The sequence below is a fragment of the Xanthomonas sp. SHU 308 genome (assembly GCF_000364645.1).
Lineage (GTDB): Bacteria > Pseudomonadota > Gammaproteobacteria > Xanthomonadales > Xanthomonadaceae > Xanthomonas_A > Xanthomonas_A sontii.
In genome coordinates this window covers 1-15,653 of record NZ_AQOK01000605.1, presented here as the reverse complement: position 1 = coordinate 15,653, position 15,653 = coordinate 1, and the positions used below count along the sequence as shown (strand labels likewise).

Annotated in this window: 13 protein-coding genes; 10 read left to right on the top strand and 3 right to left on the bottom strand. The window is 70.2% G+C overall.

Annotation, left to right across the window (positions count from 1 at the left end; translation table 11 throughout):
- The 5 genes from D588_RS0117275 to D588_RS0117255 form a co-directional block, all read left to right on the top strand.
- Positions 1-741: ATP-binding cassette domain-containing protein (locus D588_RS0117275; protein ID WP_017916874.1), on the top strand; the 741-nt coding region annotated here is incomplete at its 5' end.
- Positions 738-1,793: an ABC transporter permease gene (locus D588_RS0117270; RefSeq protein ID WP_017916873.1), complete on the top strand. Its 1,056-nt coding sequence runs from the start codon at positions 738-740 to the stop codon at positions 1,791-1,793. The genes D588_RS0117275 and D588_RS0117270, both read left to right, overlap by 4 nt.
- A complete protein-coding gene (gene yjfF / locus D588_RS0117265; RefSeq protein WP_017916872.1) occupies positions 1,790-2,815 on the top strand; it encodes a galactofuranose ABC transporter, permease protein YjfF in 1,026 nt (341 codons plus the stop codon). The genes D588_RS0117270 and yjfF overlap by 4 nt, the downstream gene beginning before the upstream one ends.
- A gap of 46 nt (positions 2,816-2,861) precedes the next feature.
- Positions 2,862-3,482, top strand: coding sequence for a glutathione S-transferase (locus D588_RS0117260; RefSeq protein ID WP_017916871.1), 621 nt, complete (start codon positions 2,862-2,864; stop codon positions 3,480-3,482).
- 92 nt (positions 3,483-3,574) lie between these two features.
- Positions 3,575-4,294, top strand: coding sequence for a hypothetical protein (locus D588_RS0117255; RefSeq protein WP_026143826.1), 720 nt, complete (start codon positions 3,575-3,577; stop codon positions 4,292-4,294).
- A 66-nt stretch (positions 4,295-4,360) separates the two neighbouring features.
- On the opposite strand, the gene D588_RS0117250 is transcribed toward D588_RS0117255, so the two are convergent.
- Positions 4,361-5,626, bottom strand: a complete 1,266-nt coding sequence (locus D588_RS0117250; RefSeq protein WP_017916869.1) for a cation:proton antiporter — start codon at positions 5,624-5,626, stop codon at positions 4,361-4,363.
- Positions 5,627-5,802: 176 nt separating this feature from the next.
- On the opposite strand from D588_RS0117250, the gene D588_RS0117245 reads away from it, so the two are divergent.
- The 3 genes from D588_RS0117245 to D588_RS0117235 all read left to right on the top strand — a co-directional run bounded on the left by D588_RS0117245 (position 5,803) and on the right by D588_RS0117235 (position 10,064).
- Positions 5,803-6,933, top strand: coding sequence for a membrane dipeptidase (locus D588_RS0117245; RefSeq protein ID WP_043085620.1), 1,131 nt, complete (start codon positions 5,803-5,805; stop codon positions 6,931-6,933).
- 455 nt (positions 6,934-7,388) lie between these two features.
- Positions 7,389-9,452, top strand: coding sequence for an elongation factor G (fusA, locus tag D588_RS0117240; protein ID WP_017916867.1), 2,064 nt, complete (start codon positions 7,389-7,391; stop codon positions 9,450-9,452).
- Between the two features lie 129 nt (positions 9,453-9,581).
- Positions 9,582-10,064, top strand: coding sequence for a hypothetical protein (locus tag D588_RS0117235; protein ID WP_017916866.1), 483 nt, complete (start codon positions 9,582-9,584; stop codon positions 10,062-10,064).
- Between the two features lie 203 nt (positions 10,065-10,267).
- Here D588_RS0117235 and D588_RS0117230 read toward each other — a convergent pair whose 3' ends face one another.
- Complete coding sequence (locus tag D588_RS0117230; RefSeq protein ID WP_043085621.1) at positions 10,268-11,857, bottom strand: alpha-L-arabinofuranosidase C-terminal domain-containing protein; 1,590 nt, start codon at positions 11,855-11,857, stop codon at positions 10,268-10,270.
- Positions 11,858-12,234: 377 nt separating this feature from the next.
- Between D588_RS0117230 and D588_RS0117225 the strand changes: the two genes are divergently transcribed.
- On the top strand, positions 12,235-13,299 hold the full coding sequence (locus D588_RS0117225; RefSeq protein ID WP_026143824.1) for an aldose epimerase family protein: 1,065 nt from the start codon (positions 12,235-12,237) through the stop codon (positions 13,297-13,299).
- Positions 13,300-13,395: 96 nt separating this feature from the next.
- On the opposite strand, the gene ccsA is transcribed toward D588_RS0117225, so the two are convergent.
- Positions 13,396-14,190, bottom strand: coding sequence for a cytochrome c biogenesis protein CcsA (ccsA, locus tag D588_RS0117220; protein ID WP_017913516.1), 795 nt, complete (start codon positions 14,188-14,190; stop codon positions 13,396-13,398).
- Positions 14,191-14,295: 105 nt separating this feature from the next.
- Between ccsA and ffh the strand changes: the two genes are divergently transcribed.
- Positions 14,296-15,653: signal recognition particle protein (ffh, locus tag D588_RS0117215; protein ID WP_017916863.1), on the top strand; the 1,358-nt coding region annotated here is incomplete at its 3' end.

Below are 15,653 nucleotides of genomic sequence, written 5' to 3'. Positions count from 1 at the left end.
TCGCCCGAGGACACGGCGCCGCTGCTGCAGGCGCAGGGCCTGGGCCGGCGCGGCCAATTGCAGCCGGTCGACCTGCAACTGTGCCAAGGCCAGGTGCTGGGCCTGGCCGGCCTGCTCGGCGCCGGCCGCACCGAACTGGCGCGGTTGCTGTTCGGGCTGGACCGTGCCGATCGCGGCCGCGTGGCGATTGACGGCCGCGACGTGGGGCTGCGCGGCCCACCCGACGCGATCGCCCACGGCCTGGCGCTGTGCCCGGAAGAACGCAAGACCGAGGGTATCGTCGCCGAACTGTCGGTGCGCGAGAACATCGTGCTGGCGCTGCAGGCGCGCATGGGCCTGCGTCGGTTCCTGGCGCCGGCCGAGCAGCTGCGCATCGCGCAGGGCTACGTGGACGTGCTGGGCATCAAGACCGCGAGCCTGGAGACGCCGGTGGGGCTGCTCTCCGGCGGCAACCAGCAGAAGGTGGTGCTGGCGCGCTGGCTGGCGACGCGGCCGCGGCTGCTGATCCTGGACGAACCCACCCGCGGCATCGACATCGCCGCCAAGCAGGAGATCATGACCCGGATCCTGGCCCTGGCCCGCGAAGGCGTGGCGGTGCTGTTCATCTCCGCCGAGGTCGCCGAGATCGCGCGCATCGCCGACCGCATCGCGGTGCTGCGCGAACGCCGCCTGGTCGGCGAACTGCCCGGCGGCTGTGGCGAGCGCGCGATCTTCGAGCTGATCGCCGGGAGCGCGGCATGAGCGCCACCGCCACGCCCGACACCACCGCATCGCACTGGTCGGCGCGGCTGCGCGCGCATCCGTTGTTCTGGCCGCTGGCGACGCTGGCGGTGCTGCTGCTCGGCAACGGCCTGTTCGACCCGGGCTTCCTGAGCCTGCAATGGCGCGACGGCCACCTGTACGGCAGCCTGGTCGACATCGGCAACCGTGCCGCACCGCTGGCGCTGGTGGCGATGGGCATGACCCTGGTGATCGCGGTGCGCGGCCTGGACATCTCGGTCGGCGCGGTGGTGGCGATCGCCGCGACGGTGGCGACATGGATGATCGGCGGCGGCGAACACAGCCGCTTCCCGCTGTGGGCGGTGCTGCTGGCGCCGCTGCTGGTGGCGGCGCTGTGCGGGCTGTGGAACGGGCTGCTGGTGGTCAAGGTCGGCATGCAGCCGATCATCGCCACGCTGATCCTGATGGTGGCCGGGCGCGGCATCGCGCAGCTCATCGGCGACGGGCAGATCCTGACCATCTACTACCCGCCGTATTTCTACCTGGGCAACGGCTTCCTGCTCGGGCTGCCGTTCGCGCTGTTCGTGGTCGCGGCGGTGTTCGCGGCCTTGCAACTGCTGCTGGGGCGCACCGCGCTGGGCCTGTTCGTGCGCGCCATCGGCCACAACCCGCGCGCGGCGCGGGTGGCGGGCGTGCGCGCGCGGCTGATCGCGGTGCTGCTGTACGTGTTCTGCGCGTTCAGCGCCGGCCTGGCCGGGTTGCTGATCAGCTCCAACGTCAAGAGCGCCGACGCCAACAACGCCGGGCAACTGATGGAACTGGACGCGATCCTCGCGGTCACCCTCGGCGGCACGCTGCTCGATGGTGGCCGCTTCAGCCTGGCCGGCAGCGTGATCGGCGCGTTGATCATCCAGACTCTGACCGCGACCATCTACGCCTTCGGCGTGCCGGCGCAGGTCACCATGCTGATCAAGGCGCTGCTGGTGTTCGCGGTGATGCTGCTGCAATCGCCGACCTTCCGCGCCCACCTGCGCGGCTGGATCCGGCGGCCGCCGCCGCAGGTGCGGCCATGAGCGCGGCGGCTCCACGCCTGGGTGGGTCCGGCCTGCGCAAGGCGGCGGGCGTGCTGCAGGGCGCGCGCTTGCCGCTGGCGATCACCGTGGCGCTGTTCGTGGCCATGCTCGCGGCCGGCGGGGTGCTCTACGACGGCTTCCTGGCGCCGCAGGTGCTGGCCAATCTGCTGATCGACAACGCTTTCCTGTGCATTGCCGCGGTGGGCATGAGCCTGGTGATCCTCAGCGGCGGCATTGATCTGTCGGTGGGCGCGGTGCTGGCGTTCACCACCGTACTGTCGGCATCGCTGGTCGAGCGCCACGGCTGGTCGCCGCTGGCGGCGATCCCGCTGGTGCTGCTGCTCGGCAGCGTCTTCGGTGCGTTCATGGGCCTGCTGATCCAGCGCTACCGCCTGCAGCCGTTCGTGGTGACCCTGGCCGGCATGTTCCTGGCGCGCGGCGCCAGTTACCTGATCAGCGTCGATTCGATCCCGATCACCGACCCGCTGTACACCGCGATCGCGCAGGCGCGGCTGCCGCTGGGCGGCGACGCGTCGCTGTCGATCGGTGCGTTGATCGCGCTGGCGACGGTGGCGCTGGGCATGTGGCTGACCCAATGCACCCGTTTCGGCCGCTGCGTGTACGCGCTCGGCGGCAGCGAGGCCTCGGCGCGGCTGATGGGCCTGCCAGTGGAGGCGACCAAGGTCCGCGTCTACGCCTTCAGCGGCTTCTGCTCGGCGCTGGCCGGGGTGGTGTGCACGTTCTACATGCTGTCCGGCTACAGCCTGCATGCGCAGGGCCTGGAGCTGGACGCCATCGCCGCGGTGGTGATCGGCGGCACGCTGCTGGCCGGCGGCAGCGGCTACGTGATCGGCACCCTGTTCGGCGTGCTGATCCTGGGGGCGATCCAGACCCTGATCGTGTTCGATGGCACGCTCAGTTCGTGGTGGACGCGCATCGTGATCGGCGGCCTGTTGCTGCTGTTCTGCCTGTTGCAGCGACTGCTGACCCGGCGCCTGCCGCAGGGTGCGGCGAGCGAGTGAGCGGCACGGCGGCGTAGAATTCGGCAACCGCAACCGGAGCGCCGACATGCTGACCATCTGGGGCCGCCACAATTCGAGCAACGTGCGCAAGGTGCTGTGGTGCGCGGAGGAGATCGGCCAGGCCTACACCTCCATCGAGGTCGGCGGCGCGTTCGGCGGCAACGATCAGCCGGCCTATCGCGCGCTCAATCCCAATGGCCTGGTGCCGGCGATCGAGGACGATGGCCTGGCGCTGTGGGAATCCAATGCCATCGTCCGCTACCTGGCCGCGCGCTACGCCCCGGACACGCTGTACCCGCAGGATCCGGCGCTGCGCGCGCAGGGCGACAAGTGGATGGACTGGACCACCTCGCGCTTCGCCGGTGCCTTCCGCGACCTGTTCTGGGGCGTGTTGCGCACCGCGCCGGAACAGCGCGATGCAGCCAGGATCGCCGCCGCGCTGGAACAATCGGCCGAGCTGTTGCACACCGCCGACGCCGCACTGTCGCAACAGCCCTGGCTGTCGGGCGAGCACTTCGCCATGGGCGACATCCCGCTGGGCAGCTTCGCCTATGCCTGGTTCGAGATGCCGATCGAACGCCCGGCACTGCCGCACCTGCACGCCTGGTACCAACGTCTGCAGCAGCGCCCGGCCTATCGCAAGGGCGTGATGACGGCGCTGACCTGAGTGCGGCGTTTCCGGCGGGGGACGGTGCCGTCGCGGCGGTTGCCATGCCCGTCAACCGCTCGCTCCCACCTGACGGCAAGGAGCCGCTACCCGTGATCGAACCTCCCAAGATCGTGCTCTGCATTCCCGGCCCATGGCTGGATCGGTCCGAACTGCTAGCGCGCATCGTCCAGGACAGCGGTGGCTACCTGTTCGCCGGGCTGGTGCTGATGCACATGGACAGCGGCCAGGCGTGCGAACTGCAATACGAGCCGCACGACGCGCGCATGGCCGCCGCGTTCGCCGCCGCCGGGCCGCACTGGCGCGGCTCCGCGGACATGGCCCGCATCGGGACGCACGCCTCGGTCGTCTACCTGATCGGTGCCGGCGGCTCGCGGGTGCGTGCGGAGGCGATGATGCGCGCGGCCGCGGCAGTGCTGGATGCCGGCGGCCTCGGAGTGAAGGTCGAAAGCAGCGGCGTCGCCCACAGCCCCGCCGACTGGCGGCAACTGTGCGCGGACCTGTCGCTAGGCAGCGCCCATCGCGCCTATGTGCTGAATATCACCGGCGAGCAGGTGCATTCCTGCGGCATGCACCAGTTCGGCATGAAGGACGCGATCGTCGCGGCGCAGGCGGCATCCGACCCGGTCGCCCTGCTGCACACCTTCACTTGCTACCTGTTCAATGAAGCGCCCGACGTGCGCGCCGGCCACACCTTCTCGGTCGCGGCGGACGCGCCGCGCTACCGGATCCAGGCCGAAGCCAGCAGCCAGTTCCAGCCCGGCGACCTGTTCGCCAATCCCTATGGACTGTGGCGGCTGACGCCGCTCTGACCGCGGATTTCTCCGCGCATCCGGTTACGCGGATCGGGGCTGCCGTCGTCGAACGTCTGCGTGGCGTCAGCGGCGTCCGCCCGCCATTGCCGGCAGCGCGTCGCCGCCCGCGCGGCGCATCACCCAGTTGAACAGCGGGGTGGCCATCAGCGTGGAGGTGATGGCCATCAGCACCAGGATCGAGAACAGGCCCTGTTCGATCACCCCGGCCTGCAGGCCGATGTTGATGATGATCAGTTCCATCAGGCCGCGCGCGTTCATCAGTGCGCCGATCGCCATCGCATTGCGGTTGGTCTCGCCGCTGATCCGTGCCGCCGCCCAGCAGGCGATGCCCTTGCCCAGGAACGAAGCCAGCAGCACCGCGCCGGCGGCCAGCAGGATCTGCGGGTCCAGCAGCACGCTCAGCTCGGTCTTGAGCCCGGAGAAGGTGAAGAACATCGGCAGCAGGAACACCACCACGAACGGCTGCAATTGCTCGCGCAGTTTTTCGGTCAGTGCGCCCTTGGGCAGGCAGGCGCCGAGCAGGAAACCGCCGAACACCGCGTGGATGCCGATCGCGTCCATCGCCCAGGCGCTGACGCAGAACAGCATCAGCACCACCGCCAGCACGCCGGCGCTCAGCGGCTGGTCGGGGCGCACGTGGTCGGCCAGGCGGCGCAGCCAGTGGCGGCCGACCAGCAGCATGAACAGCGCGTAGCCCACGCCGCCGCCGATCGCCAGATAGGCGCTGCCCCAGCTGCCGCCGAAGCTTGCCAGCACCAGCGCGAGGATGCACCAGGCCGCGGCGTCGTCGACCGCGCCGGCGGTCAACGCCAGCGTGCCCAGCGGGCTGCCGGTGAGGCCGCGCTCGTGGATGATCCGCGCCAGCATCGGGAACGCGGTGATGGCGATAGCCGCGCCCAGGAACAGCGAGGCCTCCAGCAGCTTGGCCTTGGCCGAGAACAGCCCGGGCACGTGCAGCAGCCACGGCGCCAGCACGAAGGCGAGCACGAACGGCACGGCGATGCCGGCCAGCGACACGCCCATCGCGCTGCGGTAGCGCGTGCGGAAGTGCTCGCCACGGAAATCGGTGCCGACCAGGAACATGTACAGGCCCACGCCGAACTGCGCGGCCACGTACAGCATGTCCAGGGTCGGCTTGGGGAAAAGCGCCTGCTGCAGGTCCGGCAACAGCGCGCCGAACAGCGACGGCCCCAGCGCCACGCCGGCGATCATCTCGCCGACCACCTGCGGCTGGCCCAGGCGCCTGGCCAGCAGGCCGACCAGCCGGCACACCAGCAGGATCACCGCCGCCTGCAGGAAGAAATACACCGACATCTGCGGGGTGGTCATGGGCGGCCGTCCTGGAAGTGTCGGCGGATGATAGGAGGCCGTGGCGATGAAATCCACGCGGCCGCGCCGCACATGGTGGGGCGGGGCGCGTTTGCGGTATGGTGCCTGGCGCGCGCATGGCGCAGACCGTACACGCATGCGGGTCGACACCGCAGGACGCACCGGGGAGCGAAGCGATGAGCAAGGGATGGACGCGGCGGCAATGCCTGGGCGCCGCTGCCGCGGGCGCAGTGGCCGGCGTGCTGCCCGGGGCCGCCATCGCGGGCGCCGCCGCTGCCGGTGCGGACGATGCCGACGCGCTTTACCGGCGTGCGTTGGTGCTCGACGCCAACGCCCTGGCCTCGATCGGGCAGGTATTCGATGGCCCGGATGCACCGCAGCTGTTGCAGCAATTGCGCGACTCCGGCGTGTCGGCGCTGAAGACCACGCTGGGCGGTGCGGCCGGCGACTTCGAGACCGCCGTGCAGGACATCGCCGCCGCGCAGGCGCTGGTCGAGCGCTATCCCGAGCATTTCCTCAAGGTGCTGCAGCCGGCCGACCTGCGCCGCGCCAAGCGCGAGGGGCGCGTCGCGCTGATCTTCTCCTTCGAATCGGCAGCGATGCTGGAGGACAAGCCCGCGCGCATCGACCTGTTCCGCCAGCTCGGGGTGCGGGTCATGCAACTGACCTACAACCGCACCACGCCGTTCGGCGTGGGCTGCCTGGACGGCGACACGGGCGGTGTCACCGCGCTCGGCCGCGACGCCATCGCGCGCATGAACCGGCTCGGCGTGGCGCTGGATCTCAGCCATTGCAACCTGCAGACCACCCGCGACGGCATCGCCCTGTCGCAGCGCCCGCCGGTCATCACCCATGCCGGCTGCGCCGCGGTGTTCGCGCATCCGCGCAACAAGCCGGACGCCGAACTGCGCGCGCTGGCCGACAAGGGCGGAGTGATGGGCGTGTACATGCTGCCGTTCCTGACCGAGGACAGCCGCCAGCCGCAGCTGGCCGACTACATGCGTCATCTGCAGCACGCCCTGGACGTGTGTGGCGAGGACCATGTCGGCATCGGCACCGACTCGCTGTTCTTCCCGATCACCGAGCAGGACCGGCGCGCCTTCGAGGAAGACCTGGTGCAGCGCCGTCGCGACGGCATCGGCGCCCCGGGCGAGAACCGTATGCCCTATCTGCCCGACGCCAACACCCCGCGCAAGCTCGAACGCGTCGCCGACGCGCTGCTGCGCCAGGGCTACAGTGCCCGGGTCGCCGAAAAGGTGCTGGGAGCGAATTTCGAACGGGTGTTCGGCGAGATCTGGAGTGTGTGACGCTGTGCAGTGCGCAAAGAACCTGCGTGACGCCCCGGTAGGTGGTGCGTTGCACGCAGCGTCTTTCACCGTTCCAACAGCACTGCGCCGCCCGCATTGACCGGGCCCTCGCACAGATTCAGACTTGCGGCCACATTTCCACCCGAACGTCCACGCCGCCATGGCCCACGCACCGCTGCTGATATTGCCCAACGCCCTGCGCGTCAGCGCAGGCCGGGTGCGCCTGCCTGAAGGAGTGGTCGACGCCGTGCGCTAACGCCGGCCATCGCCGGTCCGCCGCAGACAAGCACCCGATGGGTGCTTTTTTATTGCCTGTTTTTCGCTGTTCTACCGTTCCGACACGCCAAGGAGAACGTGCCATGCACTACGCCGCCGAACCCGAAACCTAGCCGCATGCCCGCCTCGCCAACCGGGGCATGCGGCGTCCCCCGTGTTGGCAATGCGGAGTCTTTCTCATGAACACGAACACCCTTTCCCGCTGGCGCAATCTCGGCATCATCGCCCACATCGACGCCGGCAAGACCACCCTCACCGAACGCCTGTTGTGGGCCGCCGGTGCGATCCATCGTCTAGGCGAAGTCCACGACGGTGCCGCCACCACCGATTTCTCGGACATCGAACGTGCGCGCGGCATCAGCATCGGTGCGGCCGCGGTGCAGGTGCAATGGGCGCCGGCCGGGCAGCCGGCGCATCGCCTGACCTTGATCGATACTCCCGGACACATCGATTTCGCGATCGAGGTGGAACGCTCGCTGCGCGTGCTCGACGGCGCGGTCGCGGTGTTTTCCGCGGTCGACGGCGTGCAGCCGCAGTCGGAGACCGTGTGGCGGCAAGCACGCCGCCACGGCGTGCCGATGCTTGCGTTCGTCAACAAGATGGACCGTGCCGGTGCCTCGTTCGACGGCGTGCTGGCGCAGTTGCGCAGCAAGCTCGACGCGACGGTGTGGGCGGTCGGCGTACCGGTGCCGGGCGACTCCGGCTTCGATGGCTGGAGCGACCTGGTCGGCGGCCGCCTGCTGAGCTGGGACGACGCGGGGCACTTGCACGCTCGCGCCTGGCAGGCCGAGGAGGCGGCCGCGTTCGCGGACGCGCGCGAGCAGTTGATCGCCGCGGTGGCCGAGCACGACGAGGCGCTGGCGCAGGCCTATCTCGAGGAACGCGCGATCGACGCCGAGCTGCTGCGCGCTGCCTTGCGCCGGGCCACCCTGGCCGGCGCCGGCGTGCCGGTGCTGGCCGGCTCGGCGTTCAAGCGCAAGGGCATCGAGCCGTTGCTGGACGCGATCGTCGACTGGCTGCCGTCGCCGCTGGACCGCCCGCCGGTCGTCGCCCGCGCCGATGTGGACACCGATGCCGGTGCCGAAGACGGGCACGCGACCTTGCTGGCGCCGGATCCGTCCGGTCCGCTGGCGGCGCTGGTGTTCAAGTTCGCGCATACCGCGCAGGGGCCGCTGGCCTTCGTGCGCGTGTATTCGGGCACCTTGCGCGTCGGCGACACGGTGTGGACGTCGCATGCGCGGCGTCCGCGCCGGGTCGGGCGGCTGGCGGTGGTGCAGGCGCAGCGCACCCACGACGTGGCGCAGGCGCAGGCCGGCGAGATCGTCGCCGTGCTCGGCTGGAAGGACGCGGTCAGCGGCGAGACGCTCAGCGGCGTGCAGGCGCGGTGGGTGCTGGAACGCATCCGCACGCAACCGCCGGTGCTCGCGTGGCGGCTCGGCGCGGCCAATGCGGCCGACCTGGTGCGGCTGGGCCAGGGCCTGGCGCGGTTGGCGCAGGAGGATCCGTCCTTCCGCGTCGACAGCGATCCGGAGACCGGTGAAGCGGTGATCTGGGGCATGGGCGAGCTGCATCTGGAGGTGATGGTCGAGCGCTTGCGCAGCGAGTGGCACGTGGACGTGCGCACCGGCGCGCCGCGCGTGGCCTACCAGGAAACGCCGCGTGCGGCCGCGCTGGGCGTGGCGGCGCGGCTGTCCAAGCAGAACGGCGGCCAGGGCCAGTTCGCGCAGGTGGTGCTGGATGTGCTGCCACGTGCGGACGGCGCAGTGACCTTCGTCGACCGCAGCCGTGGCGGGGTGGTGCCGAAAGCCTTCGTCGCCGCCACCGAGAAGGGTGCGCGTGCGGCGCTGGCGCAAGGTCCGCTCGGCCATCCGGTGGTCGGCGTGGAGGTGGTGCTGGTCGATGGCCAGGCGCATGCGGTGGATTCGTCGGACCTGGCGTTCCAGCGCGCGGCTTCGGACGCGGTGAAGGTGGCGCTGGCGCAGGCCGGCACGCTGCTGCTGGAGCCGGTGATGGCGGTGGCGATCGATGCGCCTGCGCACAGCGTCGGCGACGTGCTCGGCGATCTGCAGCGGCGCGAGGGACGCGTCGTGGCGATCGAAGAGCGCGGCTCCCGTGCCGAGGTGGTCGCGCAGGCGCCATTGGCGCAACTGCAGGCCTATACCACCGCGTTGCGTTCGCTGACCCAGGGACGCGCATCGGCGAGCATGACCTTCGATGGCTATGCGCCGGTCAAGGCCGCGTGAGCCGCATTGCCATCTGGCAATGCGGCAGGAGAACGAGGAGCCGGTTCGCCGGCTCCTCTTTTTTTGTCCGTGCTTGCGTCGACGCCGCGATCCAGGCTTCATAGCCGGCCCCGATCGCCGGAGCCGCCCATGCATCGCCGTCTTGTCCTCCTGATCCTGCTTGCTCTGTCGCCGACGCTCGCCGCCGCGCAGCCGCCGGCATGCGCGACGCCGCTGCAGATGGCCGAGCGCCTGTACAAGGCTCGCGATTTCTACTGGCAGCCGCAAAACCTGGACGGCTTGCTGACCCCATCCTTTGCGCACGCGCTGCAGGCCGACCAGCGCTGCGCGGCGCGCGAGGGCGTGTGCCGGCTGGACTTCGACCCGTGGACCAGCGCGCAGGACGGCGACATTCAGGGCGCGCCGACCTTCACCCTGGTCTCGGGCGGTTCGCAGGCCACCGTGGTGGAGGTGCGCATGGACTACCGCTTGGCGCTCGGCGGTCGTGCCGCGCGGGCGCAGTCGGTCAAGATCGAACTGCAGCGCCGCGGCAACGGCTGCTGGGCGGTCAGCGACCTGATCGCGCCGGATGGACAATCGCTGTTCGCGCTGCTGACCGATCCGGAGGACTAGGCGCGCGGAGCGTTACGCCGCCCGGTAATCCAAGTCCTGCTACTGGGAGAGGGGCTGGTGCGCCGTGCGGATGGCTGCATGCCGCCCTCAAAGTGCGGAGGTGATGGATGCGCTGGCAGGTGGGTCTGTCCCGCGCGCACCTACCCTCACCCCAACCCCTCTCCCGGGGGGAGAGGGACTAGGAGCGCGACAGCAGCCTGGGGCTACTGCAGCTTCAGCATCACGATCGCCTTGGCCGGCAGCGCCACCTGCAGCGTGTCGCCCTGCACGCGCGCGCCGGCGAAGGCGGCCGGGCGCACCGCCTGCGGCTGGGCGAAGGTGTTGAGCGCGTCGATGGTCGGCGCGGTCAGGATCTGACCGTCGACGCCGCGCGTCTGCACGCCGTCGACCTGCACCGTAACGTCGGCGCTGCGGTTCGGGTCCAGATTGGTCAGCGCCACGTACACGTGCCCGTCCTTGGCCCGCACCGCCGAGCCGTGCACCGCCGGCACCGTATAGCCGGCATGCCGGTAGTCGGGCGTGCTGATCTGCAGCGGCAGCGCGGTCGCGTCCTGGTAGGGCTTGTACAGCATGAACACGTGGTAGGTCGGCGTCAGCAGCATCCTGTCGCCGTCGGTGAGGATCATCGCCTGCAGCACGTTGACCATCTGCGCGATGTTGGCCATGCGCACGCGGTCGGCATGCTGGACGAAGATGTCCAGGTTAAGCGACGCCACCAGCGCATCGCGCAAGGTGTTCTGCTGGTGCAGGAAACCCGGGTTCACGTCGGGCAGGCCCTTGTACCAGGTGCCCCATTCGTCGACCACCAGCGCGACCTTCCTGTCCGGGTCGTACTTGTCCATGATCGCGCTGTGCTTGCTGATCAACTCGTCCATCCGCAGCGTGCGCGACAGCGTTTCGATCCACGCCGCCTCGTCGAAGCTGGTGGAGGAGGCGCGCGGCGGCCAGCCGCCGGGCACGGTGTAGTAGTGCAGGCTCAGGCCGTCCATGAACTTGCTGGCCTCGCGCATCATCACCTCGGTCCAGTGGTAGTCGTCTTCGTTCGGGCCGGGCGCGATCTTGAGGATCTTCTGGTCGGCCGGCGCCTTGACGAAGGTCTGGTAGCGGCGGAACACGTCGGCGGCGTACTCGGCGCGCATGTTGCCGCCGCAGCCCCACAGTTCGTTACCGACGCCGAAGAACGGCACCTTCCACGGCGCCTGGCGGCCGTTGCGGCGGCGCTGTTCGGCCAGGGTCGAGCGCGTGGGCGCGGTCATGTACTCCACCCACTGCGCCATCTCGTCCGGCGCCGCGTCGCCGACGTTGCCGGCCACGTAGGCCTGCGTGCCGAGCAGTTCGGTGAAATCCATGAACTCGTGGGTGCCGAAGCTGTTGGGTTCCTCCACGCCGCCCCAGTGGGTGTTGACGCTGGTCGGGCGCTGGTTGCGCGGACCGATGCCGTCGCGCCAGTGGTATTCGTCGGCGAAGCAGCCGCCGGGCCAGCGGATGTCCGGCACGTCCAGCGCCTTCAGCGCGGCGACCACGTCGTTGCGGTAGCCGCGGGTGTTGGGGATCTTCGAGTCCGGGCCGACCCAGACGCCGCCGTAGATGCCGTTGCCCAGATGCTCGGCGAACTGTCCGAACAGGTGGCGCGACACCGCGGTGCCAGGGCGGTCGGCACGCAGCGTGCCGCGCACCTCGACGTCGGCGGCCTGCGCCAGTGTGGCGGCCAGTGCCAGGCCGAGCGTCGCGGCGATCAGCGGCAACCGTCGCCAGTGTGCCGCACGCTGCTGCAGGAAACGGGGCGAACGCATCGGGAGCTCCTTGTCGGGTAGGGCGGCGCCGTCGCCAGCGTCGCGTGGGAGTGACGGCCGGCGCGCGGCCTTGGCCATGAAGCCCAGGCGCTGCCGCATTCGGGGCGCGCACCCCCCGGCACGATCGCTTCCGCGCCTGTCCCCGGTGTGCCCCGCTCCCGAGCATAGAAGACACGTGGAGGGCGAACCAATGCCCAAATGCGACGCCGCCATATCGGAATTGCAATGCGCGGCACTGCGCCGCATGCGGTGTGTTCCCAGAACGTGCGCGGTATCGCACAGCGCGCTGTCGGCGCTCGCGCGGCGATGGCCGTGTCGCGCCCTCGCTGGTTATGCTGCGGACCCCGCGCATGCGCACCGACTTCCAAGGCTCCTGCATGTCCTCGCTTTTCGGTCATCTTCCCGACGGTACCGCCATCCAGCGCATGGTCCTGGACAGCGGCGACGGCCTGCGCGCCGAGTTGCTGACCTACGGCGGCCTGCTGCGCAGCCTGCGCCTGCAGGGCACGCACGGCGAGACCGAGCTGGTGCTGGGGCTGCCGACGCTGCAGGACTACCTGCAGGACCCGGCCTACCTGGGCGTGCTGGTGGGCCGCTTCGGTAACCGCATCGCCGGGTCGGCCTTCACCGTCGATGGCCGGCACTACGCGGTCACCGCCAACGAGGGCGCCAACCATCTGCACGGCGGCGCGCTGGGCTTCGGCCGCCGGGTGTGGACGGTGTCGGCGCAGACCGAGCGCATGCTGCAGTTGCGCTACGACTCGCCGGCCGGCGAGGAGGGCTACCCGGGCAACCTGTCGGTGGAGGCGACCTACCGCGTCGAAGACCGCTGCCTGAGCGTCGAGTTCGTCGCGCAGACCGACGCGCCGACCCCGCTCAATCTCACCCATCATCCCTATTTCAACCTGGCCGGCGATGCCGCGGTGCCGGCCGCGGCGCAGTGGCTGCGGGTGCCGGCCGACCGTTACCTGCCGGTGCGCGACGCGGCGCTGCTGCCGCGCGGCGAGATCGCCACCGTGGCCGCTACGCCGTTCGATTTCCGCCAGGCGCGCGCCATTGCCGACAAGGACATCGCCGCCGATCCGCAGCTGTCGCTCAGCGCCGGCTACGACCACTGCCTGGTGCTGGCCGAAGGCCACGACTGCACCGCGCTGCTGTATTCGCCGCACAGCGGCGTGGCCATGCGCATCGTCAGTCCGATGCCGGCGGTGCAACTCTATGAGGGCCAGGGCCTGGACCGGCAGCATCCGGCACTGGGCCGCGGTATCTGCCTGGAGCCGCAGGGCTATCCGGACGCGCCGAACCAGCCGGGCTTTCCCGATTGCATCCTGCGTCCCGGTCAGGTCTATCGGCACCGCATCGACTACCGCTTCGCCGAGGTCGGCCGCGGCGCCGACTGGGCGGCGGTGGAGGCGGCGCTGGCGGAGCAGGGCGGCGGTTGAGGCGTGGGACGTCGCAGGCGTGTCTGAAGCCGCGACCGGGCCTTTCCCGGTGTCACCCATCGCGGCTGAAGCCGCTTCTACGGGAAGACGGGGCCGCTACTGCGCGTGCCCCAGCACCAGTTCGATCACGAACTTGCTGCCGAAGAACGACAGCAGCAGGAGCACCATTGCCGCCAGGGTCCAGTGCACCGCCTTGACCCCGCGCCAGCCGTAGCGCCAGCGGCCGAACAGCAGCGCGCCGAACACGATCCACGACAGCACGCTCAGCACGGTCTTGTGCACCAGCCGCTGCGCCAGGAAATCCTGCACGAACAGCACCCCGGTCAGCAGGGTCAGGGTCAGCAGGATGAAGCCGACCACGATGGTGCGGAACAGTAGCGTTTCCAGCGCGGTCAGCGGCGGCAACGCGCGCAGCCAGGGATGGAAGTCGCGGCGTCGCAGCGCGCGTTCCTGCAGCCACAGCATCACCGCCAGCAGGGCGGCGATGCCCAGCGTGGCGTAGGCCAGCAGCGCCAGCCAGGCGTGCAACTGCAGCCGCCAGTCCAGCACCGGCGCCGGCTCGTGGCCGTAGCCGTGGTAGGCCAGCAGCAGCGCCGCCGACAGCGGGAACACCACCACGCCCAGCGCGGCCATGCGCCCGCTGGCGCCGACCAGGGCGGTCATCAGCGCCATGCCCAGGCTGACCAGCGACAGCGCGGCGAAGAAATGCATGTCCGGGCCGCCGGCGGTGTGCAGGGCCACCTGCACGTGATAGCCCGCGTGCAGCGCCACCGCCGGCAGCGCCGGCCACAGCCAGGCGCGGCTGCGGTCCACCCGGTCGCGCACCACCGCGGCGATCAGCAGGCCGGTGGCGGCCAGGTACAGCAGGGTGGCGAGGACGGTGATGAGCATCGCGCCAGTTTCGCATATCGGGCCCGCCGCCGTGACGGCGCCGCCGGGGATCGCCGGCGCGCCCGGCTATAATCGACGGCCGTTTCCCGTCCGCGACCCGCCCGCATGTTCGAATCCCTCACCCAACGCCTCTCCGGCACCATGCAGCGCCTGCGCGGCCGCGGTCGCCTGACCGAGGAGAACATCCGCGAAGCCACCCGCGAAGTGCGCATCGCGCTGCTCGAGGCCGACGTCGCCCTGCCGGTGGTGCAGGCGCTGATCGAGCGAATCAAGGTGCGCGCGGTCGGCCAGGAAGTGCTCAAGAGCCTGACCCCGGGCCAGGCGCTGATCAAGGTCGTGCGCGACGAGCTGACCGCGGTGATGGGCTCGGCCGCCAGCGACCTCAACCTCAACGTGCCGGCGCCGGCGATCGTGCTGATGGCCGGCCTGCAGGGCGCGGGCAAGACCACCACGGTCGGCAAGCTGGCCAAGCACCTGAAGGAAAAGCGCAAGAAGAAGGTCATGGTGGTGTCGGCCGACGTGTACCGCCCGGCCGCGATCGAGCAGCTCAAGACCCTGGCCGAGCAGGTCGGGGTGCTGTTCTTCCCGTCCGAGGCCTCGCAGAAGCCGGTGGACATCGTTCGTGCCGCCATCGCCGACGCGCGCAAGTCCTTCGTCGACGTGCTGCTGGTGGATACCGCCGGCCGCCTGGCCATCGACGCGGCGATGATGGAGGAGATCAAGGCGCTGCACGCGGCGATCACCCCGGTCGAGACCCTGTTCGTGGTCGACGCGATGACCGGCCAGGACGCGGCCAACACCGCCAAGGCGTTCAGCGAGGCGCTGCCGCTGACCGGCGTGGTGCTGACCAAGACCGACGGCGACGCCCGCGGCGGTGCCGCGCTGAGCGTGCGCTACATCACCGGCAAGCCGATCAAGTTCATCGGCGTCGGCGAGAAGCCGGACGGCCTGGACGTGTTCCACCCCGACCGCCTGGCTAGCCGCATCCTCGACATGGGCGACGTGCTGTCGCTGGTCGAGCAGGTCGAGCACCAGGTCGACAAGGACAAGGCGCAGAAGCTGGCCGAGAAGGTCGCCAAGGGCAAGAAGTTCGACCTCAACGACATGCGCGACCAGCTCGAGCAGATGCAGAACATGGGCGGCCTGTCCGGGCTGATGGACAAGCTGCCGGGCATGGGCCAGATCCCCGAGCACCTCAAGCAGCAGGTCGCCGGCAACAAGGACGTGCCGCGGATGATCGCCATCATCGGCTCGATGACCAAGAAGGAGCGGCGCAACCCGGGCCTGCTCAACGGCTCGCGCCGCGCGCGCATCGCCCGCGGTTCCGGTACCCAGCCGGCCGACGTCAACAAGCTGATGAAGCAGTATCAGCAGATGGAAAAGATGATGAGCAAGATGGCCGGCGGCGGCATGAAGGGCCTGATGCGCGGCATGAAGGGCATGCTCGGCGGCATGGGCGGCCG